The 25,481-nt window shown below is 41.0% G+C and carries 27 protein-coding genes and 1 riboswitch; of the genes, 7 read left to right on the top strand and 20 right to left on the bottom strand.

Translation table 11 applies throughout. The annotated features are described in order from the left end of the window. Positions 1-38: 38 nt before the first annotated feature. From NST24_RS02655 to NST24_RS02625, 7 genes are all read right to left on the bottom strand, one after another. Positions 39-1,535: a PH domain-containing protein gene (locus NST24_RS02655; protein ID WP_282746646.1), complete on the bottom strand. Its 1,497-nt coding sequence runs from the start codon at positions 1,533-1,535 to the stop codon at positions 39-41. Continuing rightward, positions 1,525-2,004, bottom strand: coding sequence for a PH domain-containing protein (locus tag NST24_RS02650; RefSeq protein WP_342462282.1), 480 nt, complete (start codon positions 2,002-2,004; stop codon positions 1,525-1,527). Before NST24_RS02650 ends, NST24_RS02655 begins: the two co-directional genes overlap by 11 nt. Positions 2,005-2,116: 112 nt before the next feature. Then, on the bottom strand, positions 2,117-3,616 hold the full coding sequence (locus NST24_RS02645) for a DEAD/DEAH box helicase (RefSeq protein WP_041092982.1): 1,500 nt from the start codon (positions 3,614-3,616) through the stop codon (positions 2,117-2,119). Between the two features lie 166 nt (positions 3,617-3,782). Beyond that, positions 3,783-4,121 (bottom strand): n-acetylglutamate synthase, encoded by a 339-nt coding sequence (locus tag NST24_RS02640; protein ID WP_113767287.1) that lies wholly within the window; start codon positions 4,119-4,121, stop codon positions 3,783-3,785. Between the two features lie 127 nt (positions 4,122-4,248). Beyond that, positions 4,249-4,941, bottom strand: a complete 693-nt coding sequence (locus NST24_RS02635; RefSeq protein WP_008346929.1) for an alpha/beta fold hydrolase — start codon at positions 4,939-4,941, stop codon at positions 4,249-4,251. A 26-nt stretch (positions 4,942-4,967) separates the two neighbouring features. After that, positions 4,968-6,332, bottom strand: coding sequence for a UDP-N-acetylmuramoyl-tripeptide--D-alanyl-D-alanine ligase (murF, locus tag NST24_RS02630; protein ID WP_024720484.1), 1,365 nt, complete (start codon positions 6,330-6,332; stop codon positions 4,968-4,970). Positions 6,333-6,413: 81 nt separating this feature from the next. Beyond that, positions 6,414-7,496, bottom strand: coding sequence for a D-alanine--D-alanine ligase (locus NST24_RS02625; RefSeq protein ID WP_056703464.1), 1,083 nt, complete (start codon positions 7,494-7,496; stop codon positions 6,414-6,416). A 184-nt stretch (positions 7,497-7,680) separates the two neighbouring features. On the opposite strand from NST24_RS02625, the gene NST24_RS02620 reads away from it, so the two are divergent. Both NST24_RS02620 and fbpB read left to right on the top strand, forming a co-directional pair. After that, the gene (locus NST24_RS02620) at positions 7,681-8,001 is read left to right on the top strand and encodes a thioredoxin family protein (protein WP_008346934.1); all 321 of its coding nucleotides are present in this window, start codon (positions 7,681-7,683) and stop codon (positions 7,999-8,001) included. 339 nt (positions 8,002-8,340) lie between these two features. Continuing rightward, the gene (fbpB, locus tag NST24_RS02615) at positions 8,341-8,490 is read left to right on the top strand and encodes a Fur-regulated basic protein FbpB (RefSeq protein ID WP_017366658.1); all 150 of its coding nucleotides are present in this window, start codon (positions 8,341-8,343) and stop codon (positions 8,488-8,490) included. 98 nt (positions 8,491-8,588) lie between these two features. Here the strand turns inward: fbpB and NST24_RS02610 are convergent, their stop codons facing one another. The 8 genes from NST24_RS02610 to NST24_RS02575 all read right to left on the bottom strand — a co-directional run bounded on the left by NST24_RS02610 (position 8,589) and on the right by NST24_RS02575 (position 17,280). Beyond that, on the bottom strand, positions 8,589-8,924 hold the full coding sequence (locus NST24_RS02610) for a hypothetical protein (protein ID WP_017366657.1): 336 nt from the start codon (positions 8,922-8,924) through the stop codon (positions 8,589-8,591). 117 nt (positions 8,925-9,041) lie between these two features. After that, the gene (locus NST24_RS02605) at positions 9,042-9,809 is read right to left on the bottom strand and encodes an ABC transporter permease (RefSeq protein ID WP_024720482.1); all 768 of its coding nucleotides are present in this window, start codon (positions 9,807-9,809) and stop codon (positions 9,042-9,044) included. After that, the gene (locus tag NST24_RS02600; RefSeq protein ID WP_171465023.1) at positions 9,787-10,713 is read right to left on the bottom strand and encodes an ABC transporter ATP-binding protein; all 927 of its coding nucleotides are present in this window, start codon (positions 10,711-10,713) and stop codon (positions 9,787-9,789) included. The genes NST24_RS02605 and NST24_RS02600 overlap by 23 nt, the downstream gene beginning before the upstream one ends. A 126-nt stretch (positions 10,714-10,839) precedes the next feature. Continuing rightward, the gene (locus tag NST24_RS02595) at positions 10,840-12,081 is read right to left on the bottom strand and encodes a dicarboxylate/amino acid:cation symporter (protein ID WP_025206789.1); all 1,242 of its coding nucleotides are present in this window, start codon (positions 12,079-12,081) and stop codon (positions 10,840-10,842) included. Positions 12,082-12,158: 77 nt separating this feature from the next. Continuing rightward, a riboswitch (cyclic di-AMP (ydaO/yuaA leader) is annotated at positions 12,159-12,292 on the bottom strand. Between the two features lie 63 nt (positions 12,293-12,355). Then, complete coding sequence (locus NST24_RS02590) at positions 12,356-13,378, bottom strand: AI-2E family transporter (RefSeq protein WP_007496515.1); 1,023 nt, start codon at positions 13,376-13,378, stop codon at positions 12,356-12,358. A 209-nt stretch (positions 13,379-13,587) separates the two neighbouring features. Next, the gene (gene dctP, locus NST24_RS02585) at positions 13,588-14,856 is read right to left on the bottom strand and encodes a C4-dicarboxylate transporter DctP (protein WP_007496516.1); all 1,269 of its coding nucleotides are present in this window, start codon (positions 14,854-14,856) and stop codon (positions 13,588-13,590) included. Between the two features lie 124 nt (positions 14,857-14,980). Continuing rightward, positions 14,981-15,664, bottom strand: a complete 684-nt coding sequence (locus NST24_RS02580) for a response regulator (protein ID WP_039166112.1) — start codon at positions 15,662-15,664, stop codon at positions 14,981-14,983. Continuing rightward, entirely contained in the window at positions 15,661-17,280 is a 1,620-nt protein-coding gene (locus NST24_RS02575) for a sensor histidine kinase (RefSeq protein WP_342462281.1), read from the bottom strand. The genes NST24_RS02580 and NST24_RS02575 overlap by 4 nt, the downstream gene beginning before the upstream one ends. A 67-nt stretch (positions 17,281-17,347) precedes the next feature. Here NST24_RS02575 and NST24_RS02570 point away from each other — a divergent pair, with 67 nt between their 5' ends. Continuing rightward, positions 17,348-18,445, top strand: a complete 1,098-nt coding sequence (locus tag NST24_RS02570; protein WP_096881033.1) for a TRAP transporter substrate-binding protein — start codon at positions 17,348-17,350, stop codon at positions 18,443-18,445. Between the two features lie 26 nt (positions 18,446-18,471). Here the strand turns inward: NST24_RS02570 and NST24_RS02565 are convergent, their stop codons facing one another. Then, a complete protein-coding gene (locus tag NST24_RS02565) occupies positions 18,472-19,302 on the bottom strand; it encodes an EcsC family protein (protein ID WP_024720476.1) in 831 nt (276 codons plus the stop codon). Positions 19,303-19,458: 156 nt separating this feature from the next. Here NST24_RS02565 and NST24_RS02560 point away from each other — a divergent pair, with 156 nt between their 5' ends. The 4 genes from NST24_RS02560 to NST24_RS02545 all read left to right on the top strand — a co-directional run bounded on the left by NST24_RS02560 (position 19,459) and on the right by NST24_RS02545 (position 22,226). Beyond that, positions 19,459-19,719 carry a GlsB/YeaQ/YmgE family stress response membrane protein gene (locus tag NST24_RS02560; protein WP_003214275.1) on the top strand — a complete coding sequence of 87 codons (261 nt, stop codon included), beginning with the start codon at positions 19,459-19,461 and terminating at the stop codon, positions 19,717-19,719. 229 nt (positions 19,720-19,948) lie between these two features. Further along, entirely contained in the window at positions 19,949-21,226 is a 1,278-nt protein-coding gene (locus NST24_RS02555; protein WP_008346963.1) for an Nramp family divalent metal transporter, read from the top strand. Between the two features lie 67 nt (positions 21,227-21,293). Then, positions 21,294-21,863: a GNAT family protein gene (locus NST24_RS02550; protein ID WP_008346964.1), complete on the top strand. Its 570-nt coding sequence runs from the start codon at positions 21,294-21,296 to the stop codon at positions 21,861-21,863. Between the two features lie 99 nt (positions 21,864-21,962). Then, the gene (locus NST24_RS02545) at positions 21,963-22,226 is read left to right on the top strand and encodes a hypothetical protein (RefSeq protein ID WP_008346966.1); all 264 of its coding nucleotides are present in this window, start codon (positions 21,963-21,965) and stop codon (positions 22,224-22,226) included. Positions 22,227-22,266: 40 nt separating this feature from the next. Here NST24_RS02545 and NST24_RS02540 read toward each other — a convergent pair whose 3' ends face one another. From NST24_RS02540 to NST24_RS02525, 4 genes are all read right to left on the bottom strand, one after another. After that, positions 22,267-22,491: a hypothetical protein gene (locus tag NST24_RS02540; protein ID WP_041507158.1), complete on the bottom strand. Its 225-nt coding sequence runs from the start codon at positions 22,489-22,491 to the stop codon at positions 22,267-22,269. 72 nt (positions 22,492-22,563) lie between these two features. Continuing rightward, positions 22,564-23,283, bottom strand: a complete 720-nt coding sequence (locus NST24_RS02535; protein ID WP_342462280.1) for an endonuclease V — start codon at positions 23,281-23,283, stop codon at positions 22,564-22,566. 17 nt (positions 23,284-23,300) lie between these two features. Further along, positions 23,301-23,747 carry an MORN repeat protein gene (locus tag NST24_RS02530; protein ID WP_039166134.1) on the bottom strand — a complete coding sequence of 149 codons (447 nt, stop codon included), beginning with the start codon at positions 23,745-23,747 and terminating at the stop codon, positions 23,301-23,303. After that, positions 23,737-25,479 carry a T7SS effector LXG polymorphic toxin gene (locus NST24_RS02525; RefSeq protein ID WP_153007185.1) on the bottom strand — a complete coding sequence of 581 codons (1,743 nt, stop codon included), beginning with the start codon at positions 25,477-25,479 and terminating at the stop codon, positions 23,737-23,739. The genes NST24_RS02530 and NST24_RS02525 overlap by 11 nt, the downstream gene beginning before the upstream one ends. Positions 25,480-25,481: the final 2 nt, after the last annotated feature.

Raw genomic sequence — 25,481 nt, 5'->3', positions numbered from 1 at the left:
TCACTCCGTTTAACGGGAGCTGATCGACATTTTTTGGTTTAAGTTGATTGATTCGTTTCATAGGAATACCAATCGCATACACGTGCAGCATCTTCCTCTTCAAGGTGATGCACACCAAAGGAATCAAGCAAGGCAGAGGACTTCACGAAGGTGTGAATACTTGCCACCCGCCCTTTCTTTTGAAAATAGGATTGGGTCATCGTATAGTTTTGCATTCGTTTTCTTAAAACAATTCCGGTGGTCTTGCCGATACCTCTTGTCGTTAATTGAATCAGTTGATCTTTGATCACATATCCTGATTGTTTATAGGCTAAATACCCAAAAAACAAGGCAAATGGTAATGGAATCAGCGCCAAATATCCCCATGGTGGAAAACGTACAGAAAGGATTATACCTACAAGTAATGGAACAAATCCGTAAGATATCAGATAACGTTTTAGTGAACGCTTCGGCACTTTTTTCAATTCACTTTCTGGTGCCAGCTGATATTGATCTGTAAATTGCGTTAACAATTCATTGATTTTTTTCTTCCGTATGAGTGGAAATAAGACAGAAGAAGTCTCTTTTTCTGTAATGGAACCTCCTGCGCTGACAAGCATGACCGTCGCAAAACCAAATGGTTCACGCAGAATATTTTCTTTGATTTTCACTGCTTGAATTCTCGCAAGCGGAATGGTCATTTGATGCCTTTCGATGAGTCCTCTTGTGATGATGATGTCTTTCCCTTTTCGTTTTGCGGTAAAATTCGCATATTGAAGGGCTGTTACCCCAACACTAAGAATCCACGCAATCAATACGGCAATAAATATGAGAATCGCATAAATCTCAACACTCGCATGACTTAAAAAAGAAAACCGTTTGAGGAATCCGTCCAAAGGCAGAATTTCATCTATTTGTGTGTAAATGGCGAGACACCCAGAAATAATGACGCCGATTCCGCTTGAAGTGGTCGCAGCCAAAAGCAGCTCTGGTATACCCATTCGGTAGGAAACACTGATTTCCTTTTCTACAGGTTGTTGCGCTGTCAGAGGATCAGTTAGATCTAAATTTTCATCATTCATTTCTTCTTGTTGCAAGCTTTTCTTCCGGTTGAAAATCGATTGCTTTAATTGCTCAGCTTCTGCTTTTGTAATGGCCGTCAGGCTCACTTCAGGTCCATCCGTCCCGCCTGCCGTTTCGATTTGCACCCGAACCAAACCGAAAATCCGCTGGAAGATGCCTTCACTTGTATTCACCGTTTGAATTCGTTCTAACGAGATATACTTTTTCTTTTTGGTGATGACACCTGATTCTACTCGAAATTCATCGTCTTCCATTCGATAGGTGAATCGTCTCCATGCTAAAACGGTTGAAACAGCTTTCCATAAAAGAAGCACACCAAGAATGATAAACGCATAAAAACGAATACTTGAATTCGAGTTCACAAAAATAAGCACGAAAAAAGGGATAATGAAGTTTTTGATCATGGATACAGCATCTGATATAAAATCAATGAACATCGAGATTGGATGTACACGTTTTGGTTCAGACATCATCTTCCGTCACCCTTGCTAATCGAGATATGTAATCGCGAAGCTCATCTGCCTCTTCTAATTCCAGTGCCGGAATATCATGCACTGTCGCAGCAGTAGAAATTTGAACAGATGCCAACCGGTAGCGCCTTAAAAGCGGCCCTTGGGATGTATCCACATGCTGAACACGTACCATTGGCACAATGACACGTGTGACACGAATCAGTCCGTGCTGTATTTCAATTTCGTTCTCAAATACTTCGTAGCGCCAGATGTGATGGCGGATTTTCGGAATGAGCCAGATTCCGAAGATGATCTGTAAAATCCACAAACCGATGAGGATGGCTCCAATCCAATATGGCCATTGAAAATAATAACTAGCTACAAATACCCCAATGATGATGAATAAGAAAATCAATGAGATAATTCCATTTTGAAGACGCCATACTTTTAATCCATTTAAGCTGATTTGACGTTGCGGCTGTTTTCTCACATTCTTCCCCCATTCTCTTACTTTTCTATCAATATATTACGAAAGAAAGCCTAAAAAGTTTCATAAAGCCTGTTAAAAAAAGCGAACCCTGCAAAGGATTCGCTCTTGTATGTTAGCTGTTATAAGATTTCTTTTGACGACGATCGTTAGAAGAACGATTGCGGTCATTTGAAGAACGCTTTTTATCACCATAAGATGAACGAGTGCTCTTACCTTTTCCACGGTAGCCTCCGCCACCGCCGCCGTCTCTACGTTTAGAAGAGCTGCGGTTATTACGATTGCGTTTTGAAATCATTGGTGCTTCATCTGTCAAACGAACAGGCGTTGCATCCGGCTCTTTTGTCATCATTTTGATAGCAGCCGCAACCACTGTGACAGAGTCATGATCTTCTAACAATTCAGCTGCTGCTGTCATGTAGAAGTTCAAGTTGTTTTCACTAATGATTGTGCGTAGACGGTCAACTGTGACTTGTTGTTGTCCTTCAATTGCCTCGTCTAGAGTTGGTTCTTTCATACGATCCATTTTACGCTTAGTCGTTTGCTCAATCGCACGAAGCATATCTTTTTCACGTGGTGTGATGAATGTCATCGCCATACCTGTACGTCCAGCACGGCCTGTACGTCCAATACGGTGTACATAGCTTTCTGGATCTTGTGGTACGTCGAAGTTATACACGTGTGTAACACCTGAGATATCAAGTCCACGTGCTGCAACGTCTGTTGCTACAAGCACATCGATTGAACCTTCTTTAAATTTACGAAGCGCGACCATACGTTTCGCCTGAGTCAAGTCACCATGAATTCCTTCAGCTGTATAACCTCTAAGGTTTAATGCTTCAGTCAATTCGTCAACACGACGTTTCGTACGGCCGAAAACAATTGAAAGCTCTGGTGATTGAATGTCAAGAAGACGAGTCAATGTATCAAACTTTTTACGTTCATGGATATCCAAGTAGAACTGCTGGATGTTAGATACAGTCATTTCTTTCGCTTTTACTTTTACATGTTCTGGGTTTGTCATGAAACGCTCTGCAATACGCTTAATTGGTGCAGGCATTGTCGCAGAGAATAAAAGTGTTTGGTGTTCACTTGGTACATTTGAAAGGATCGATTCAATGTCTTCGATGAAACCCATGTTTAGCATTTCGTCTGCTTCATCAAGCACGACTGTTTCAACATTTTGAAGACGCATTGTACGACGGTTAATGTGATCGAGTAAACGTCCTGGAGTCCCTACGATGATATGAGGATTTTTCTTGAGCGAACGGATTTGGCGACCGATATCTTGTCCACCGTAAATCGGAAGTACGCGCGCACGCTTGTCTTGGCCAATTTTGTATAGCTCTTCAGATACTTGAATCGCTAATTCTCTTGTTGGCGCAATGATAATCGCTTGGATATTTGGAGACGCTGGGTCGATTTTTTCTACAAGAGGAATACCAAACGCTGCAGTTTTTCCTGTTCCTGTTTGTGCTTGTCCAATGACATCTTTATTCTGAAGACCGAGAGGAATTGTTTCCGCTTGAATCGGTGTTGCTTCTTCAAATCCCATGCGGTTAATAGCTTTCATGAGACTTTCGCTTAATTGAAAATCTTGAAACGTTATAGTCAAATTATTCAAACTCCTTCTAATTGCTGTTTCAGTAATCTCGTGAATGATGATTAAAAACTGCCCTTTGTATGAAAGGACAGGTCCATTATATACAAAGCCCGAATTACCCTACATTATATCTTACCATTACACTATTTGTTTTTCAACAAGACAGAAATGGATATATCTACTGCTCGACAATGACCGATTCACCTTCACTTTGATCTCCGTCCATCCATTTCCACTTTTCAAACAGTTGAATTTTTCCGTTATCCAGCTGCTTAGGAGTGGAATGACATGAACCGCTTCTCATGCTGCCATCCTTACTTACATGATGATATCTAAAATGAAGTGCTCCGTCTATATTCACAGTTCCTACAAGCACGCCAGATTGAATACTGCCGCCTTGATATGTGCCCGTTAAAATATTCCCGTCCTGACGATATTGAAATATGGTTCCTTCCGATACTTCCCCATTACTCGAATTAGACTGCGGGATAAAGGTTTTTCCGTCATATTGAAACAACCGAATCGACCACCTTTTCTTACCTATTGTAACATAGGCCTGTCACTCATTCGACAAAAATGATGCAAATTTTAACAAGTGGGATTCAATTTATATTAGTTTAGCCACATTTTAGCTTTTCTATAGATTAAATTGTTTTTTTTAGAAATTGTTCGACTTTCTCAAACAATTGCTGTGCACAAGGCTCATGACAAACGTGATGTTTACAATCAGGTAAATAGAACATTTCTTTCTGACGGGACGGGATTTTATGATAAATGAATTCTGCACTAGAAGCGGGGACGATCCCATCACTTTCACCTTGAACGATTAAGACAGGTAGATGGAGCTTTTCAAGAGAACCTTTCGTTTGCTTCACTAATTTCATAAATTCGACAGCTGCTGATAGCGGTGTACTCGTCAGCTTATGACGATATCGATCATACAATGGGTTCGTATCAATCAAACCAGACAAGGATTCCTTCACCATCTGCCTTGTGTCTTGAATCATTTGTTTTGGGTTTACATATTTAGCAGCAGCACTTAACAGAACAAGACGGGCCACTGGATACTTCGCTGCTAAATATGAGGCAATCATCCCGCCCATAGAAAAGCCGACCAAATAAATGGTGTCACATGTTCGGTAAAGGGATAAGAGTTCTAATTCAGCGGTGGCAATCCACTCCTGATAGAGAATGCCTTTGAGCTGAAGTTCCTCCCCATGCCCCGGAAGCGTGACAGATTGTACCGTCCAATCTGTCGTCTGCTTTAAATATTCCGCAAGCGGCTCTACTTCATACGGGGCACCAGTAAAACCGTGTATACATAGACAGCCAATCACCCTGTCACCTTCTTTGCCGATCTGATTTATAGTGCAGTAATAACGTCTTCCAATCTCATGCCACGGGAAGCTTTGACCAGAACGACATCGTCAGGTCCTGCCACATCCGCTAGTTTTTTCTTCAGTTCTTCTTTGTCCATATAAGAAGACACGCGATCGTCTCCAAATGCTTTCTTCGCTCCTTCAGCAATAAATGCGCCAAGACGGCCAAACGTTAAAACATGATCAATAAACTCAGGCTTGATGTACTCCCCTACTTCAAAATGATAGGTCTCTTCTTCACTGCCCATCTCCAGCATATCTCCGAGAACGAGTATGCGGTTAGCAAAGCCATCCATATCTCCTACAAGATCAATCGCTGCTTTCATTGACGTAGGACTCGCATTATACGCATCGTTGATAACCGTGATGCCCTTATCTGTTTTAAACAGTTCTAGACGCATGCCTGTCAATTTCGTTTGCATCAGCCCTTGGGCAATTTGTCTTTCATTCAGACCGAAATGCTGGCCGATTGCAATAGCTGCAAGAGCATTCTTTACATTGTGTTTCCCTAATACAGGAATGAGAAACCCTTGAGCATATCCCTCCACTTGAAATTCAGTGCCTTCAGCGAGTTGGTGAATGTGAATCACCTTGATATCACAGTCCTCTGATTCTCCAAACGTTTTTACGCTGCGTGCCAGGGCATTTGCTCTTTGGCGGAGTAAAGGCTCATCTCCTAAATAATAAAAAGTCCCATCCTCTTTTAACCCTTTTGTGATCTCACATTTTGCATCTGCAATAGCTTCTCTTGATCCTAAATCCTGCATATGAGATTCTCCAATATTCGTGATGACAGCTGCATCAGGTTCAGCGAGTTTAGATAAAAATTCGATTTCCCCTTTTGCACTCATGCCCATCTCTAGTACAGCAATCTCGGTTCCTTCTGGCATCGCAAGGATGGTCAGTGGAAGTCCAATGTGATTATTAAAGTTGCCATCTGTTTTGTGGACTCTGTATGTCGTTTGTAGGACAGAATGGATCATATCTTTCGTCGTTGTTTTGCCATTACTTCCAGTAATACCGACAACTCGAGGGTTTTCCTCTTTTAAGTATGATTTTGCAAGCTGTTGGAGTGCTGTCAAAGTATCCTCTACAAGTATGACAGGTACACCGAACGGTGGATTCGCTTCTGTTTGATTCCAAAGAACCGCTGCCGCTCCAAGCTCCACTGCTTTTGAAGCAAAAGTGTGACCGTTAAAATGTTCCCCAATAAGCGGGATAAATAGTGCGCCTTTTGATACTTTTCGTGTATCTGTTGTCACTCCGTGTATCTGTTCTTCGCCAAAAGCTTCATTCGATAATGTGCCACCAGCCATTTGGGCGACTTGTTTCACTGTACGTTTGATCATGTTTTTTCGCCTCTCTTTCTCATTTCACGTTTGAAGGAAAAGAGACACTACCTGTAGGATAGTGTCTGCTTGCTTCTTACATTAAAAAGTGGTTTTAATGGTTTGTTTTTCTTGATGGCGTTCAATTGCAAGTGACACCAGCTTCTCAATCAGCTCAGGATACTCTACACCAGTATGTTTCCAAAGCAGCGGGAACATACTAAAAGGTGTGAACCCTGGCATTGTATTCACTTCATTGATCAGCACTTCGCCTTCTTCTGTTAGGAAGAAATCTGCACGTACGAGGCCAGATCCATCAATGGCTTTAAAAGCCTTAATCGCCATATCGTGAATCGTCTTGTACTCTTCCTCTGTCACACTCGCAGGAATGATCAAATCTGTATCGCCATCTTCATATTTTGCTTTGTAGTCATAAAAATCTGTTTTAGGTGCAATTTCACCAACGACTGAGCATTTCGGCTCGTCATTTCCTAATACACCAATTTCAATTTCTCGTCCTACAACGCCTTCTTCCACAACGACACGACGATCATATTGGAAAGCCAAATCAAATGCTGTTTGCAGCTCTTCTTTGCTGCGGCATTTACTAATTCCGACACTTGATCCCATGTTGGCAGGTTTCACAAAACAAGGATACCCGAGAACTGCTTCTACCTGTTCTAGACTGTCTGATATGGCTTTCTCATAATCCTTTTTATTGAAGGAAAGATGCTTTGCCTGCGCAAGCCCAGCTTGAGCAAACACATCTTTCATCATGACTTTATCCATACCCGCAGCAGACGCGAGAACGCCGTTACCGACATACGGGATATTCATTAGTTCAAGTAACCCTTGCATGGTCCCATCTTCACCATTTGGCCCATGTAGCAATGGAAAGACAACATCAATCTTTTCATCAGCTGATGCAGGCTGTGGAAACATGCTTTCATTTAAAGAAGTTGGTAAAAACGTCTTTGCATTTTGTTCAAATTGAAGCATTTTGACGTTTGATACTGGTTCAGTGAGTTTTTCTCCTCTTAGCCATTCGCCCTCTTCTGTAATATAAATTGGATGTATATCGAACTTCTCAGTGTTAAGTGCTTTCGTAACTGCAAGGGCTGTTTGCAGTGATACATTATGTTCGGCTGACTTTCCGCCGTAAACCAATCCTAAACTTATTTTCAATGGATACTCCCCCCACTAAAATTCATCTTTACTATCTTATCACTTTCAAGCAAAAATGCTCTAATTAATTTTTGTTGTTACGGAATTGAAATGATTTGTAAAGGTTGTAAGCGCCCCCCGAGCATTTGTATGTCATTCGCCTTTATTTTATATTAAAATGACATTGAAAAGGAGTTGTGACAAATTGAAAAAAATTACAAGCACTGAACAATTCAACGAAATCATTCAATCAGACAAAGAGGTCATCGTTAAATTCTTTGCGACATGGTGCCCTGATTGCACTAGAATGGACATGTTCATTCCAGACATCTTAGAGGCTTATGCTCAGAATGAATGGTTTGAAATAAACAAAGACGACTTTCCTGAGTTAGCGGAAACGTATCAGGTCATGGGAATTCCTAGCCTGTTAATTTTCAAAAATGGCGAAAAAACAGGTCATTTACACAGTGCCAACGCTAAATCACCTGAAGAAGTAACAGAGTTTCTTCAAGAACACGTTTCATAACTCATTTGAATGGAGACATCAGCCAACTCATGCTGGTGTCTTTTTTTATATCCTTTTAAATCAAATCTCTTCATAAGACGAGATGTACGGCTAAAATGTTTCAACATCGGCAGGAATGTTTGATCTGATTTCATGACAAGGTTTGACAGCGGATTATTTCCTGGGAAAGAATTCATCGTCGATATGGATGGGAATATGTCGGTTACGTGAATTTTCTGAATTGAATCTTTACTTATGACATTCTGCTTTGTATAATGGAGTTGCTAATTGAAAATGATTATCAATTTCATCTGTGTGAAATCTTATAGAGTCCATTCTACCAAAGGAGCGTTGAGTTACATGTCTAAGAAGAAAATCAAAACGTATCAGCAATTGATTGAAGAAAACAAAGAAGCGATCATGCGAGACCCTAAGATGATGGAAAGTATATACGCAACCATCGACAAAAAGCACCAGAAGCAGCTTGCCGCTGCTGGACGTGAATCATAAACACAAGAAGAGCAGTCAAACAGATGGCTGCTTTTTTATTTGCCTGAAGAAAAGAAAAAGCCGATAAAATCTATTCTTCGATTTTATCGGCTTTTGTTTTAATGTGATTTCGCTACACGGTCTTGTTTCATTCCTAAATAGATGAGCATATATGTTAGATAACCCATTGTCATCGTTAAACCACCGAAGAAGAATTGTGAAAACACGGGTTCTTCAAATGTCGTAACGGCAGCAAGAACGATCCAGCTCGCATATAAATAGACCATGAACCATTTCATGTTTCTTTTAAGTGTATACAGAAAGAAAAGACCCGCTAATGAAAAGATCCCTAGCGCTAGTCTGAAATAAACAAGATGATCAAACTGGAAGGCAAAAGACACAAACGAAAACGACAACAGCAGCAAAATAGGTAAAGCCGTAATAAAATTTTTCACGATAGTGCCACCTCCATGACTCTGTCTTATTATAAGACAAAATCAGCCGGTTATCGTGAAATACAGATTCGTTTTCACAAAGATGTCACGAATTTTTCTTGTTATTTGACACAATTTTTACACATTTACATCACGCTTCCAAAAAAGGAGCCAAGCAGCACCAACAAAAAAAACGAAATGCGCCCCTACAATGAATAGCGAAAAAAGAGGGCTCATGCCCTGAAAGAGCGGCGGACCTTGAAAACTGTATTGTGTAAAGTCAGTATTAGCGAAAAGTAGAATCTTCCCCCACTGATTTTCTAACAGAGACATGATCGACACTAGTGATTTCGCCGCGTATAAGACGAAAAATGAAGTCACAAGTGCAATCAGACTGTTTCTAAACAAACTTGAGCACAGAAAAGCAAAGCTTGCCATCATGACCACTTCCACCCACTGTGATCCAATCACAGCAAATGTGTGCAGAAATAACCGCCCAGTGCTTTCATCAAAATCAGTACCAAAGAAAATAAGGCCAAAAAGAAAAGCGAACACATAATAAAAAACAAACAGGTAAAGGACCATCAGCACAAGCGTGATGTATTTTGACAAGAAAATATGAAGCCTTGTCTTTGGCCGGATCAACAAGAACTTGATGGTTCTTTTTTGAAACTCTGTTGAGATCAATGTGGCGCCAATCACGACAGCGAACACTTGTAAAATAAACACAACATTCGTGGAATAAGCAAAATAGTTCGCGACTGTATCTTGCCCGCCAAGCCCGGAAATGACTCGTTTCAATGCTAGAGCCATCGTCAATTGAAAGACAACAATCAGTCCAAGTGCAATGAATGTGATCTTTTGTCTCGTGATTTTTTTATGTTCATTCTTGATGAGTTGAAGCATCTGCCGTCCCGCCTTCCGTCCATTTCATAAAGGCCTCTTCAATTGATTGTTTTTGAGGCGTCATTTCAAGTACATCAAATTCTGCTAAGACAAGCTGTTTATTCAGCTCCGGCACACGGTCTTTATTCAGTTGAACCAGCACATGTTGATCCCTTTGTTCATATGTATATCCTTGCGTATCTAGCCATGAAACTGCCTTTTCTACTGGCTGAATATTCATCAGCACCTGCTCTTTTCCTTCCATGTCGCGAAGGTTTGTATTGGCTTTGATCTGTCCTTTTTGGATGATGATCATGCGGTCACAAAGCTCTTCTACTTCATGCAAAAGATGTGTAGCAAATAACACAGAGACACCTTCTTCTTGTACAAGCATTTGCAAGTGCTCTCGAAACTCCTTCATTCCTGCGGGATCAAGCCCATTTGTTGGTTCATCTAAAATGAGCAGATTGGGCTTATGCAAAATGGCTTGTGCAATCCCGAGCCTTTGTTTCATCCCTAGTGAATACGTTTTGACCTTCTGGTGAATGGCGTGCTCCAGACGAACTCTTTTTACCACTTCAAAAATGCGCTCTTCTGAAACTCCATCATGCATAGATGCATACAGCTCAAGGTTTTCAAAACCTGTTAAATATGAATAAAATTCCGGATTTTCTATGATCGCTCCAACAGATGACATCGCCTTTAGATGATCATCATCTTGAGAATATCCATTCATGATGATCCGGCCGTTGTTTTTTTTCATCAAGCCAACGATCAATCGAATCAAGGTCGTTTTTCCAGACCCATTTGGTCCAAGTAAACCGACAATTTCCCCTTGCCTAATGTCCATCGAAATATGTTGCAAAATTTGATGCCGGCCAATTTGTTTATCGACGTTCTCTATGTGTAAAACAGCAGACTGCAAAGTGGTTCCTCCTTCTGATGTAAAACCTATGGCGGCAGTTACGGCCGCTCATCCTGTAAAAAGTATATCACGCTAGACAAGACGTTCCACGAAAAAAAGGGCTGATCCAGTCAGCCCTTTTTGTTGTTACAGTGATAAATTAGGTGTTGGTGCTTCCTTCTCATGTTTCTTCTCGGTTTCAGAAACAATCACCGCACATGCTGCATCACCTGTAATATTGACCACGGTTCTTGCCATGTCTAATAAGCGGTCTATGCCAAGGATCAGCGCAATGCCCTCAACAGGAAGATTCACGGAATTTAAAACCATGGCTAGCATGATGAGCCCTACCCCTGGGACACCTGCTGTGCCAATACTTGCTAGTACTGCCGTTAAGACAACTGTCAGCATTTGAACAAGGGTTAATTCAACTCCATACACTTGTGCGATAAAAATAGTCGCAACCCCTTGCATGATCGCTGTACCATCCATATTAATGGTCGCACCTAGCGGCTGCACAAAGCTTGAAATAGGTTCTGGCACCTTTAAGCGCTTTTGAGCTGTTTCCATTGATACTGGCAGTACTGCGTTACTGCTTGATGTACTAAATGCCACAACCATCGCTGGAGAAAATCCTTTGAAGAATGCCATTGGATTTCGTTTTGCTAATAGGGCAACGGTTGACCCATAGGTCAGGAAGAAATGCAAGATCAGCGCAATTAAGACGACTGAGAAGTAAAGTCCCATCGCTTTCATAGCATCGAGCCCCTGACTGCCAATTGCCGTTGCGATCAAACCGAATGTCCCGTACGGTGCGAATTTCATCACAACACCGACAAGATACATCATTAATTCATTTCCTTGTTCAAACAGCTTCAGCAAACCTTCTGTTTTTTTACCGAGCAAGGCAATGCCAAGACCTAAAAATACACAGAAGACGATAATTTGAAGCATATTTCCTTCAACTAGAGATTGGACTGGATTGGTTGGAATAATATTGAGTAGTGTGTCTGCCATTGATGGGGCTTCCTCAGCGGAATATTCTGCCGCTTTCGTATCAAAATTGCCAAATGCGCCTGGCTTAATAAGTAAGGCCAATGAAATGCCAATAATGATGGCAAAAGTCGTAGTGAGTAGAAAGTAAGTAATGGTTTTTACGCCGATTCTGCCAAGTTTTTTCGGATCGCCAAGGCCTGCCACACCAAGTGTGATCGAAAAGAAGACAATCGGTACAACTAACATTTTAATCAGGTTTAAGAAGATTTGACCTAGAGGTGTAAATAGATAAGGGTCTAACACTTTGAATACATTTGGAGCAAAAATGTTGAGCAGTAGTCCTGTGATTGCACCTACAATTAAAGCAATAATAATTTTCGTCGCAAGCTTCAATAAAATCTCCCCTTCCTCGTCAAAAAGGCCCACGAGAGAGTCTTCTCGTGGGCCTGCGTGTCCATACGTGTACCACTGTCTACTCTCTTCACGCTGATGAGGTTAGCTGACGGGTTAGGACGAAGAGATGTCCTTTTTTCTTAAATAAGAAAAATTCACCCCAAAAACTTGGGTCCCCCATTCCTTTAGAAGGATTAAGCGTGTGGTAATATGATATTTTCATACTATTTATACCTTATTTTTAGAAAATTGTAAACAGGTTCATATGAACTTTTTAATTACTTTCTTCCTTATTCGTGACCTCCAAGATATCTAAGATAAATACAAAGATTGGGATGCCGATAATCAGTCCCCAAATGCCAATATAGTGTTCAGAAAAGATCAGGACAATAAACGTGAAGAAAATAGGGAGCTCTGTTTTAGCTGACATGAGCTTCGGATTTAAGAAGTAGGCTTCAATGGCATGGATGATCACGATCACCAGCACAATGTATAAGACGTACATTCCGCCTCCAAGTGTATACGCAATAATGCTGAGTGGAACGAGGGAGATGACCACACCCGCTACCGGAATTAAACCTAACAAGAAGACCATGACCGCTAATCCAAATAATTGCGGGAAGCCCATAATGCCAAGCGCAATTGTCGTTAAGACACAGTTAACTGTTGCAATGATGAACTGTGCTTCAAGTACCTTACCAAATGTTCTGGAAAACTTACGTCCAAAGAAGGCAATTTCATGATAGAACACGGAGATTTTACTCGTTTTGAACTTATTCATGAATTGAATGAGGCGTTCCTTTTCGAACAGGAAGAACATGCTTAATATTAAGGACATAATGACCTGGATACTGAACGTGCTGAAATCTGTTAAGTATGTATAGAGGAAATTAAACCCTTTCTCGAAGAAAGAAGATATTTTGAAATCTCCGAACACATTGGTGACGACGTCAAAGAAGGGTAAATCTTGTGGATGATCTGCAATCTTTTTCCCTAAATGAAATAACTGTTCCACCTGTTTAGCAATGATGGGCACAAACACAAAGCCGCCAAACGTCAATCCACCAGCCAGAAGGATGTACAAAATGGTGATGACTGATTTCTGTCCTATTTTCAGGAAGCGATTTAAAAAGCCTCTTATGACCTCTTCTAACCGGTTCATTAAAAAAGTGAAAATGAAGGTCAGGAGGATTAAATTCATCATTCCTCTTAATAGATATAATGCTGTGGCTAATACTACAAATACTGAAAACCTCTTGACACCAGGTTTTTCGAACAATTTAAAAAATGCCGCCATACGTTACACACCTGCCAGGACTAAAGTCTATTTTTCGTTGGATCTCATATTCATTATATCGGATCTTTCTGTAAATTATATAACAAAAGGTCAATGAGGTCTTACGATTCGTCCTAAATTAATCAAGCTTTTATGTTTTTTCTTTTTTTACACAAGAAAAAACCGAACCCCATGTAGACATAAGGTTTCGGTTTTTTCTTGTTTTTATACTAAACAGCCTGCTTGATATTTCGCATTTCCTGTAGCGCTGTTTTACTCTTCGCTTCGTCAAATTCCCCTTCACTTTTCGCTACAACAATTGTAGCAATTCCATTTCCAATCAGGTTCGTAATCGCTCTTCCTTCACTCATGAAACGGTCGACCCCTAATAGCAGTGCAAGACCTTCTAGCGGGATAACCTGAAGTGCAGCAAGTGTAGAAGCTAGCACGATAAATCCGCTTCCTGTGACTCCAGCTGCTCCCTTTGATGTGAGCATCAGAACAAGGATAATCGTGATTTGCTGTCCGATGGATAGGTCCACCCCAAACACTTGCGCTAAGAAGACCACGGCCATGGACAAGTAGATTGAGGTTCCATCTAAGTTAAAGGAATAGCCTGTCGGAATGACAAGTCCAACAACCGACTTAGAGCACCCGTAGCGTTCCATTTTATCCATCATTCTTGGCAAGACAGATTCTGAAGAACTTGTGCCAAGAACAATTAAAATTTCATCTTTGATAAAACGGAGATAACCGAACAGGCTGAAGCCATACATTTTACAAATGATGTTCAGCACGACGAAAATAAACAGGAACATCGTCATATAAACGGAAAGCATCAGACTAGCCAGTGGTTTAATTGAAGCTAAACCGAAGTGTCCGATTGTATAAGCCATTGCTCCAAATGCCCCTAATGGAGCGGCACGCATGATGTAACCAATGATTTTAAAGAAGACAAGCGACAGTTTATCAAGCCATTCGATGATGCCTTTCCCCTTCTCGCCAAGTGCAGCGAGCGCAACACCGAATAAAATAGAGAAGAATAAGACCTGTAAAATATCTCCCTTTGCAAAGGCATCTACCATGTTAGATGGCACAATGTGTGTGACAAACTCCATCCAGTCGATACCCTGTCCCCCATTTTGGGTATATTGCGAGACATCCCCTTTTTCAAGCTTACTATAGTCAAGACCCGCTCCCGGCTTCATGATATTGACCACAAACAGTCCGATGACAAGCGCAAGCGTCGTCACAACTTCAAAATAGATAAAAGCTTTTCCCCCAACTTTTCCAACCTTTTTCATGTCCCCCATCTTGGCAATTCCAAGAACAATGGTTAAGAAAATAATGGGTGCAATGACCATTTTCACTGCATTAATAAATGTGTCACCAAGCGGCTTCATTTCTTTCCCTACGTTTGGCCAAACCATCCCAACAATGATCCCGATAATGACAGCTGCAATGACCTGAAATGTCAGGTTCTTCAATAGCCTCTTCATAAAAAATCAACTCCCTCACCCTTTGATGTAAACGCTTAACTGTTATCTGTAGGTAAATGATAGCGATTTCATCAAAGGCTGGGAAGCTTATGGACATATCGTACATTTTGGTCTTTTTGGTCTCTTAGTCAGAATGTACGATATATTTATTCACAGGGCGTCCGACCCCGCCATATTGCATATCTAATTTCAGCTCGCCTTCTTTTACAAGGAAGTCTAAATAACGGCGTGCCGTGACACGTGCAATCCCAAGTGCATTGGCGACTTCCTCTGCAGACTGCGCTCCTTCTTGCAGACGCATATAGGCTTTAATTTCATTCATCGTATGCACATTCAGCCCCTTAGGAAGCCATGTCTCTTCCTGCTTAACTGCAGGCTTTCGTATGATATCATCGAGCATCTCTTGAGAAAATTCTGCTGCGGTACGAATTTTTGATTTGAACGCTTTATAGCTTTCAAGAGATTCTTTCATCCGTTCAAACTTAAATGGCTTAATGATATAATCTCGGGCACCATTTTGAAGCATGGTGCCGATCGTCTCTTTGTCCTTTGCTGCCGAAATCACAATCACATCCACCTGCATCTTTTGCTTTCTGATGTCTTGCAGTGTTTTGACGCCATCTTTTTTAGGCATATACACATCGAGCACCACAAGATCTGGGCGAATGTCTTTGATCAGCTGGATGCCCTGCTCGCCATTTCCTGCTACAGCCGCAACTTGAAAGCCAGGGACACTCTTAATGAACTCTTTATTGACTTCTTGCACCATCGGGTCATCTTCAATTAATAGCACCTTAATCTGAGTCATCTGTCTCTCTCCTCTATTGTCATTGGGAATTCGATTGAGAAGGTGGTACCAATGCCGATGCTTGATGTGACTTCTACATTTCCCATTCCTTTGTCGATAATCGTTTTTACAATATACAGTCCGTAGCCTGTTCCGCCTTCTTTACCGTGAGTAAAGCCTTTGTCGAAAATATGAGGAATCATGTCCTCTTCTATTCCAGAACCATAATCTTCAATTAAGATCGCGAGGACATCCTCTGTTTGATCAATACTAATAGAAATGAGTTTTGTGTCTCTTTCTACAGTATCATACGCGGCAAAGGCGTTCTCGATCAGGTTGCCAAGTAGTTTCGTCATATCATGCTGATCCAGCCGCTCTGGGAAATCGCGCAGACTGCTATTTTCATCTACTTCAACCTTTATGCCTAGCTCCTTGCCCCTTCTTATCTTGCTCATCAATAAACCTGCCACTGCGTCATGCTGTATTACACGGTGGAGAAAGTCCGTCACATGCTCCTGTTCTTCGGTCGTTTGGAACGCTAAATCGAGTGCTTGATCGGCTTTCCCCAGCTGAATTAATCCCGCAATTGTATGAAGCTTATTCATATGTTCATGATTTTGCACCCGCAGGCCATCAACGAAGTTCTTCACCCCGGTTAATTCCTCCGCCAATTTGGCCGCCTCTGTCCGGTCCTGAAAAATCGCAACCGCTCCGATGATTTTCTTTTTCATCACAATCGGAATTCGGCTGCTCATGATCCGCTTTCCGCTCATATGAATTTCTTCATTGTAGACGGGTTCTGCGCGGTCAATGATTTCTGGAAGCCTTGTATCTGACAGCACATCCCAAATATTTCGGCCCACTACATCACCAGTCACGCTGAAAATTTGCTTTGCTTTTTCATTAAAAATGGTGATCATGTGCTGGTTATCAATGGCAATGACCCCTTCATTAATGGAATGAAAGGTAGCGGTGCGCTCCTCTAGCATTCTGACAATCTCATGTGGCTCCAGCTTAAACATTTGCTGTTTAATATGACGGGCGAGCAAAAATGAACCGACAAGCCCAAAGCTGAGCGTGAGCAAAAGGATCATGAGGATATCTCGCTTCATTTCTCCTAATATATCTGCCATACTCGGCAGTGTTCTTCCGACTAGTACAACCCCTGTTTGGTTAAATTTTTCATCCTTTACTGGATAAAAGGCTCTAATGGCTGTGCCAAGCTCTCCCTGTGCTTCTGAGAAATAGATATGCTCTGCAAAGGCAGGTTCTTCATCTGTCCCCTCAGAGCGCTGGCCAATCCTTGTTTTCACTGGATGTGTCAATCGCACGTGATCCATATCCATGACAACAATGTAGTCAGCATCTTGGATAATCCGAATCTCTTCAATGGCATGCTGTAACTGCGCACGCTCCTTTGTCTGATCATCCAATGCCTGCTTTACCTCATTCATCTCAGCTACTGTTCTTGCCGTGTTCATGAGCCTTTTTCGAAGTTCTCGTTCCTCTGTTTGCTGAATTCCCCCGACTAGAACAATTCCTCCGATTAAAAGGGCAAAAATGACAACGAAATATGTGAGGATGGTGAGCTTCCATCTAATAGATAATTGTTGTAATTTTAGTCGATTTCTCATCATTTTTTCACCTGTATCTTTACGAATTCTTCCTCTGTCAAGTATCCTTGACATAAGGGGGATCTGACGCATGAAGAATTTACTCGCCTATACGCTATTGCTCATCATCGGTTTTGTAACCGCTTTATACTTTGGTTTTTATCATATGATGCCTAAATCAGCGACGATCTTCGATGATGAACAGACTGGGCTGAAGGATCAGCTTGTGTTCAAATTCAGCCATGTTGTCGCAGATAATACCCCAAAAGGGCTGGCTGCAAAGAAATTTGCTGAGCTTGTTCATGAAAAATCCGACGGCAGGATCAGCATTCAAATCTTTTCAAACGGAAGTCTTTATTCTGATATCGAAGAAATTAATGCACTAAAAGAGAATCAAGTTCAATTTATTGCTCCGTCTACGTCAAAGCTCGGCATGCTGTCCCCTGAATGGCTGGCACTTGATCTGCCCTTTGCCTTTTCTAACTACGATGCTGTCCAAGAAGGGTTACATGGTGCGATTGGACAGAGACTGTTCGGCACACTGCAAAAAGACGGACTAAAGGGAATGGCCTACTGGACAAATGGCTTTAAGCAAATCACTTCGAATAAAGGCCCAATCAAGCAGCCTAGTGATTTAAAAAAACAATCTCTCCGTATTATGCAAAGTGACATGATTGAAAAGCAATTCAAGCTTCTTGGCGCAAAACCCTATCAGGAATCGTTCAATTCAACATTTCAGCTGCTAGAAACAAAAAAAGTAGACGGTGAAGAAAATACAATTTCAAATATTTATTCAAAAAAATTCTATCATATACAAGACTATATGACGATCAGTAATCACGGGTATTTAGGGTATGTCGTCTTAACAGATCAATCCTTTTTTGATCGTCAAACACCTGAGACGAAGCGAATTTTACTCGAAGCGATGGAAGAAACAACGGCATGGAATGAAAAACATGCCGAACAAATGAACAAGGATCAGCTGGAGGATATTAAACGCGAATCTCCAATTGCCATACACGAATTAACACCAGCAGAGCGGCAAAAATGGATGAAGGCGCTCGATCCTTTGTATGATGAAGCAGAAAGGATCATCGGTTCAACCTTGATCAAACAAATCCGCGAGCTCCGGGCACGCTATGAATATTCTCCGATTCAAGCGTTTGAAGAAGATGCTGAGACCAAATAAAAAATCCCTTCGAGAAAGGGATTTTTTTATGCGCCGGAGTCACGCTGTTCTTGCTGAGCGAGCTCCTCTAATCTTGTTAATATTCTGCGCTTTCGATATTGCATGATGCCTGTTTCGGCAATTCCTTTTAACTGTGAGCGGTTGGACGCTGCACCAAACAAAATACCCGCAATTGGGACAAGTTGAAACAGCTTCTTCCAGCCAAACGAATCACGGTAGTTATATACGACCTCACGCCATCCTTGAATTTGAGAGATCATGTTTTCGTGCTTCCCTTCTGATGCATGATAGCTCTTCAGCTCTTTTAATATTGATTTTTTCCCAACAACGTCAGCAGAATTCAGCTGTAAACATTTAATGATAAAGACTCGTTCTTCTTTATTTTTCGGATCATAGCCATAGGTGACGGCGATATCCTGTAATGTTTTTAAAGAGAGACCGAGGACAGCCGGAATATCTGCCGCTAATGTAAACATACCTCCGACACCTGTTGTCGCACCTTGCACAGTGGCGAGGTTTGTTCGGTTTTTCCCCATCTGATCACTAATGGCATCCATGACCTCGATCGGAGCCGCCTCAATATCTTCAATACGCTGAATCGATTCATCGGCACATTTCTTTTGAAATTGATGAATAATGCCTTTCTCTGACGTCAAATAGACACCGCCTGATTGAATGTAGTGCCCCATCTCATCTAATAACACACCGATTTTCTTTTGAATAAAGGCAGGGGTCAGCTTGTCCAGCATTTGAAATGGAAGCCGGCTGAGTTTCTCCCAAAACCATACCTTTTGCTGGTCTTTCTCCCATTTTTCAATCTCTTTTAATTGTGCTTTTAGCCACTCTCTTTCCTCCATGCCATTTGCCTCCTTAGATGCCGTTCAAGTATATGTCTGTTATTATACACAATCCTTGTCCATCATACGTATCGAACATTGAAGTGGTTCCGAAAGGTTTTAATCTCTTTTAAAACGGTTATTGCTTAGTAAACAAACAAAAGAGGAGTGATCAACATGTTAGGATTTCTGATTTCATTAGTTGTGGCGATTGTCATTGGTCTCATTGGGAGTGCACTCGCTGGAGGCAGTGTACCAGGAGGCTGGATCGGTTCAATGATTGCTGGGCTTGCAGGTGCTTGGATTGGTCATGGATTACTTGGAACGTGGGGTCCTAGTCTGGCAGGATTTGCGATCATTCCAGCGATCTTAGGAGCAGCCATTTTCGTCATTATTTTAAGCTTGATCTTCCGCAGCGTTGGATCAAGGGTTTCTTAAAAAACGATACAAAAGAAGAGGAAGCAGAGGATGCACCGCCTAAGATAAGAGGCGGTGTTTTTTATGTGTTGATTGACAAGGTATCTATTTTTTTCACTTACATATGATAAACAAACCTATTAGTTCAGATAGTTGACTTTTCATGAAGATGGGCATATGATGATTAAAAATTGCATCGAGGAAACTTTTTGTGCCAAAGCAAAACTTTGTAGAATCTAGGTGATGACATATGACAAACAAATACATCGAGGCACAAGCCCACATGTCAGTGGCAGCGGAGCGTGCACTTGAAGGAAAGGTGAAAGGATTTAGAAGGCTCCTTCCTTTTCTCGGGCCTGCTTTTATCGCCGCCATTGCCTATATTGATCCAGGAAACTTTGCGACCAACATTGCAGCTGGCTCGAAATATGGCTACCTTCTGTTATGGGTCATTCTCATATCCAATCTCATGGCCTTACTCATCCAGTCTTTGTCTGCAAAGCTTGGAATCGCAACAGGGAAAAATTTACCTGAAATTGCTCGAGAAGAGTTTCCAAAACCAGTCTCGATCGGTTTATGGATTCAGGGCGAACTCGTCATTATCGCCACAGATTTAGCCGAATTTATCGGGGCTGCCCTTGGTTTATACTTACTCTTTCGTATCCCGCTGCTTGAAGCATCGATTATTGCAGCGATCGGTTCTTTTGCCATTTTAGAGCTCCAAAGACGAGGTTATCGAGCGTTAGAAGCAGGAATTACCGGCATGCTGTTTGTTGTCGTGATTGCTTTCGCTGTACAAACCTTTGTCGCCAAACCTGATCTTGCAAGTGTCGCCGGTGGACTGTTCATTCCAAGGTTTGAAGGGACAGACAGCGTACTGCTTGCCGCTGGTATTTTAGGCGCTACGGTGATGCCGCATGCGATCTATCTCCATTCAGCCTTAACGCAAAGAAGAGTCGTCGGCAGAACGGAAAAAGAGAAAAAGCTGATTTTTCGTTTTGAGTTTTTAGACATCCTCATTGCGATGGTAGTTGCTGGCGCCATCAATGCCAGCATGTTGATTGTAGCAGCTGCTTTATTTTTTAAAAATGGTCTTTTTGTTGAGGATTTAGATGTAGCATTTCAGCATTTTGGAACTCTCGCAGGTCCTGTATCAGCGATCTTATTTGGTGTAGGTCTGCTTGTAGCCGGACTTTCCAGTTCTTCTGTCGGTACACTGTCAGGCGATATTATTATGCAGGGTTTTATTCAGTACCGAATCCCGCTGTATGTCCGCCGGCTGATTACCATCATTCCACCTATTGCGATCATTGCATCTGGAGTCAATCCGACATCTGCGCTTGTGATGAGTCAAGTGGTCTTATCCTTTGGAATTGCGTTTGCTTTAATTCCGCTCATTTTGTTTACAAGTAAAAAACGAATTATGGGCGATTTGACGAATGCTCGCTGGGTGACCGGAATATCTTGGGTGATAGCAGCTCTTGTTGTCGCACTTAATCTGTTTTTAATTGTGGATACGTTTATGTAAAAGACAGTGATCAGGCTGTCTTTTATATCGGGTTGTGGTAGAATTTCCCTTGAGAGGATGTGATCACATGTTTTTTTATCAGGATCAAGATCTATCCATGCGGCTGCTTGAACCAAGAGACGCGAGAAGTCTGTATCTGCTCATCCAACGCTCAAGAGAGCACTTACGTGAATGGATGCTATGGGTCGATTCGACGCAGACAGAAGAAGACAGCATGGCGTTTATTCAAGGTGCCATGCAGCAAGCTTTGCAAAACAATGGTTTTCAGGCTGGAATCTGGTCACATGGAGAACTCGTTGGTATCATTGGCACCCACCAAATTCATTGGATTAATCGGACGGTTTCCATTGGCTATTGGCTCGGGGAAGGCTATCAAGGAAAAGGCATCATGACAAAAGCATGCAAAGCGGTCATTCACTATTTATTTGAAGAGTGCGGTCTGCATCGCATTGAAATAAGAGCCGCTGTTGATAATCAAAAAAGCAGACGCATCGCAGAGCGTTTATCTTTTTCACTTGAAGGCATATTAAGACAATGTGAATGGCTAGGCGACCACTTTGCCGATCACTGTGTGTACGCACTTTTACAGCCTGAATATATGAAACAAAAAACGAATTCGATCAATCAGCCCACTTAATTGTGTCGATTGCATGAACTATTTTACAAAGTGAAGCTTTGTAGTATCCGTTGTGATTGGCATCTGATAAAATAGAAGGAAAAAATCGAGGTATGATGTATGTCTCTTATTATTTTATTTTACTTATGGATTGTCCCTTTATTATTTGGCATTTTCTTCTCATTCCTAACAAAGAAAGCCACATACAAACGCCGCTTTGTCCCATCATATAGCATGGCAGGACTCAGCATCGTGTTTCTCATTCTGGCACTCGTCTTTTCAGCCAGTCATTTTCTATTCATTTGCGGTATGTTCCTATTCGCCACTACACTTGTCGGCACAGGCATCCCGTTATTTTTAGCCTTTACCAAAACACCTTCATAAACAAAACCACCTTTTCGCGATGGAAAGGTGGTTTCTTTTTTTACTGCTGAGGCATTCGATAGGTCATCGTACCATTTGGGTTTTTTTCAATTACTTTCACAATGTCTTGAAGGATCTCTGACGCTCGATCGTTTGAGTCATACTTGCCGAGCGTCTTGACCCAAGAATCACTGCCTGCGATAAACCCTTCAATCTTTTTACCGGTTACTGTGACTTCGTGAACATTAACGAAACTTTGTTCGTTTTGCGTGAAAATCCATAGCATGGTTTATTCCCCTTTTTTTGTGGTGATTGAGTTTCGATAGTGTCATTTTCTAAATCTTAAAAAATGAGTACTTCACATTTCACCCTTTTTTGTTAATAACTCATTTCGAATAATGCGTGTCTCTATATCTGCATATCTTACAGGGATCGGCAGTCGACTATTTTTATCAATAAGTTTCATCACAATTTTTGTAGTTGTATCTAAATCAATCCAGTTACCACATGAAATAAAAATGGGCTTAACATTCATTCTGGTTCGAAGTACTCGACCATAAATTTCATCATCTATAATAATATCTGTGTATGCATTCTCTTTATTTTGGGGTAGGGTAAAATCTATTCCTTTGATTTTCAAATAGCTTTTTGCTACACCAATGGTAGGCTTCTTTAAGAAAAATGATGCCTGTGTAGCAATACCCATATGTCTATCATGTAAGTAACCATTTCCATCAAACATATAGATATCTACTTGTTTCGTCAGCTTTTTTACTGCATCTTTAATTAAAGGCAATTCACGAAAAGCAAGAAATCCGGATATATAAGGAACCTTTATTTCTCCATAACTATTCACTTTTTCAATTACTTGTTTTTCTGTCAAATCATATACAACTATGCAACAAACACCTTTCGATTTTCCATTTTTTTCAAAATAAGAAACATCTACCCCTGCGATAAACCGTATGTTTTCTAATCGGAAATTATTTTCCAATTTAACTTTAGGCAAGAGAGCTTTTTGTTCATTTTTAAATTTTTCTATTAAATGATCTATTTTATCATTATCCAGATTAACCATATATCACTTTATCCTTATTAATCGTTGAATTTTTCGACGTATTTTAAATCAGATTCATCAGGTTCTGCTTTTTGCTCTACAATATTTCCGTTTTCATCGTATTTTATATAAGTCATTTCTCGACCAGCAATATATTCAGATTCATACTTTTTATTTCCATTTTCAAAAAACTCGACTTGATATCCGTCTGCAGCACTTTTATTCATATTACCTATTTTTTTCACATTTCCATTTGAGTAAAATTCAACATACTTTCCCTGCTTAACACCTTGCTCTACATAGAAATAACTTTCAATATTTCCATTTTCGTATTTATCATAAGCTAAGCCCGTAAATAGTTTTTCGTTACCATCCGGGGTATATTCCACTATTGCTAGTTCGTAAGGACCCCCATACTCTAAATGTTCTTCAAACTCCGTACCATTTTCTAAAATAAAATCCTTTTGTAATATATCATTTAACATTTTTAGGAACCTCCGTGATAATTTTAGATCCATCCGTAAGATAAGCACAATGTGGACATCGTGGAAACATCATCCCAGCCGGTTTCACTCTACTTTGACCGGTCCTAACTACATTCAAAATAAAATTATCTAAACTAGCACCTGGGTTTTCCTTTAAGGCATTATTCAATGCAATCACTTCGGCATGTGACCCCGCACCTTTTGTAAATGCATATGAATCTATAACCTCTTTTGGCATTTTATCATATTTGTTTTTTATTAAGGGATGAAAATCTGGTAACTTTCCATCATAATCATTTATTGCATAAGAATATTTCCCAGTTTGTTTATCATAAACTCCAGCAAAAGCAGGTCCCATTTTCTTCTTACTAATACCAGTACCTTTTAATTTATTTAGCTCTTTCATCGTTTCACCGCGCAAATTGATTCTTTCATTTAATTCTTTAGAACTGATTGTTCCATATTTATTTCTTAAATAATCTATACGTTTTCCACTCTCTACAGCACCCATCTTCCCATGAAATCCTTTCGCCCCAAATGGCAAAAGCATCCCCAGCGCCGCATTCATACTTGCTTCCTGCTGTTCTTTCGAGACTTTATTTCCAAACATGTCTCGACCTGTAATCGCTTCGCTGAAGCCGTTGGTCGCGGTCAGCCCGTATAAACCTTTTTGGGATGTCTTTAGGGCATCAAAAGATTTTTGTGACGTCTTGTAGATGTCGACCGCTCTGACTGCGGCTGACGTGGCTTGGGTGGTTTTATAGACAGCCTTTCCGCCTTTGAAAATGCGACCTGCCCAACCAACGATAGGGATGTAGCCTGCTGCTGCCATGCCGCCTGCGGCGACTCGTTGGCCTGCGGTGAGTTCTTCACCTGTGATCGGATCGACACCTGTTGCGGCACGTTTTGCATCGTTCACGCCTGTCAGTTCATTGACGATATTTCCTCCGTAATCAAGAGCTTTTTCATACCAAGGACGGTTGGCGAGCGCTTCTTGTTCCTTTGCGATCTTGCGGGCTTCTTCTTGATCTTTTTTGATTTTTAGATATTCAGAAGTTTGCTTCTCAATATCGCTTTTTGCCTTGTAGATTTCGCTATTTTGATACGCTTTCTTGTCAAAATTCATAGGCAAAATGGATTTTCCGTCATTTGTCGCATTCATCATTTCTGCGTACAATGCCATTGTAGCCTTCTCCTCAGTCTCTGACAAAGCATATTCATCTTTTAGATTTTGATCAAGTTCTATTAAATCTTTAACCGTTTTCTTCCGCTCATCTTCCGCATCTGCAATCTTTTCGTCAAAGGTTTTACTATCAAATACCTCCAGAGAAATGAGGTCATCAATATCTTGAAAAATCGTTTTGAGTGCCTTTTTTTGATCCTTCACGATGCTTTTGGCATTCTTGATTCCCATATGTACAGCGTTGTCTAAAAAGTGTTCTTCTACAAAGGTGTCGCCGCCAAAATTTGTATCATCAAGCGTTCCAGAAACACCTTCATGAAAGGCTTTTTGTTTATCAATGAAGCTAATAAACATGTCCACATTTCCGGCGAGTTCTTTGTAGAAGCTTTTAATGTTATCGGCACCTTTTCCAGTGAAGTCGTCACCGAGATTGGCAACACCTTGTAATGCCTTTTTTAAATCTATCATTTGTTCGCGGAGTTCCTGATAGTGTTTTGCCCTTGTATCCATGGCACTGGTTAGTGCTTTTGCATCAAGTATCTTGCCCAGAT

Origin of the sequence: Bacillus sp. FSL R5-0286, from assembly GCF_038593245.1 — a bacterium.
In the GTDB taxonomy this organism is placed as follows: Bacteria; Bacillota; Bacilli; order Bacillales; family Bacillaceae; genus Bacillus; species Bacillus altitudinis.
Note: the sequence above shows the minus strand (reverse complement) of the source record. Positions and strands in the feature narration are given on the sequence as shown.

Excerpts from the sequence above, each read along its gene's own strand:
- NST24_RS02655 (WP_282746646.1), bottom strand. The coding sequence starts at position 1,535 with ATGATGTCTGAACCAAAACGTGTACATCCAATCTCGATGTTCATTGAT.
- murF (WP_024720484.1), bottom strand. The coding sequence starts at position 6,332 with ATGATCAAACGTACAGTGAAACAAGTCGCCCAAATGGCTGGTGGCACA.
- fbpB (WP_017366658.1), top strand. The coding sequence starts at position 8,341 with ATGTCTAAGAAGAAAATCAAAACGTATCAGCAATTGATTGAAGAAAAC.
- NST24_RS02605 (WP_024720482.1), bottom strand. The coding sequence starts at position 9,809 with ATGCTTCAACTCATCAAGAATGAACATAAAAAAATCACGAGACAAAAG.
- NST24_RS02590 (WP_007496515.1), bottom strand. The coding sequence starts at position 13,378 with ATGGCGGCATTTTTTAAATTGTTCGAAAAACCTGGTGTCAAGAGGTTT.
- dctP (WP_007496516.1), bottom strand. The coding sequence starts at position 14,856 with ATGAAGAGGCTATTGAAGAACCTGACATTTCAGGTCATTGCAGCTGTC.
- NST24_RS02580 (WP_039166112.1), bottom strand. The coding sequence starts at position 15,664 with ATGACTCAGATTAAGGTGCTATTAATTGAAGATGACCCGATGGTGCAA.
- NST24_RS02575 (WP_342462281.1), bottom strand. The coding sequence starts at position 17,280 with ATGATGAGAAATCGACTAAAATTACAACAATTATCTATTAGATGGAAG.
- NST24_RS02570 (WP_096881033.1), top strand. The coding sequence starts at position 17,348 with ATGAAGAATTTACTCGCCTATACGCTATTGCTCATCATCGGTTTTGTA.
- NST24_RS02565 (WP_024720476.1), bottom strand. The coding sequence starts at position 19,302 with ATGGAGGAAAGAGAGTGGCTAAAAGCACAATTAAAAGAGATTGAAAAA.
- NST24_RS02560 (WP_003214275.1), top strand. The coding sequence starts at position 19,459 with ATGTTAGGATTTCTGATTTCATTAGTTGTGGCGATTGTCATTGGTCTC.
- NST24_RS02555 (WP_008346963.1), top strand. The coding sequence starts at position 19,949 with ATGACAAACAAATACATCGAGGCACAAGCCCACATGTCAGTGGCAGCG.
- NST24_RS02550 (WP_008346964.1), top strand. The coding sequence starts at position 21,294 with ATGTTTTTTTATCAGGATCAAGATCTATCCATGCGGCTGCTTGAACCA.
- NST24_RS02545 (WP_008346966.1), top strand. The coding sequence starts at position 21,963 with ATGTCTCTTATTATTTTATTTTACTTATGGATTGTCCCTTTATTATTT.
- NST24_RS02540 (WP_041507158.1), bottom strand. The coding sequence starts at position 22,491 with ATGCTATGGATTTTCACGCAAAACGAACAAAGTTTCGTTAATGTTCAC.
- NST24_RS02535 (WP_342462280.1), bottom strand. The coding sequence starts at position 23,283 with ATGGTTAATCTGGATAATGATAAAATAGATCATTTAATAGAAAAATTT.
- NST24_RS02530 (WP_039166134.1), bottom strand. The coding sequence starts at position 23,747 with ATGTTAAATGATATATTACAAAAGGATTTTATTTTAGAAAATGGTACG.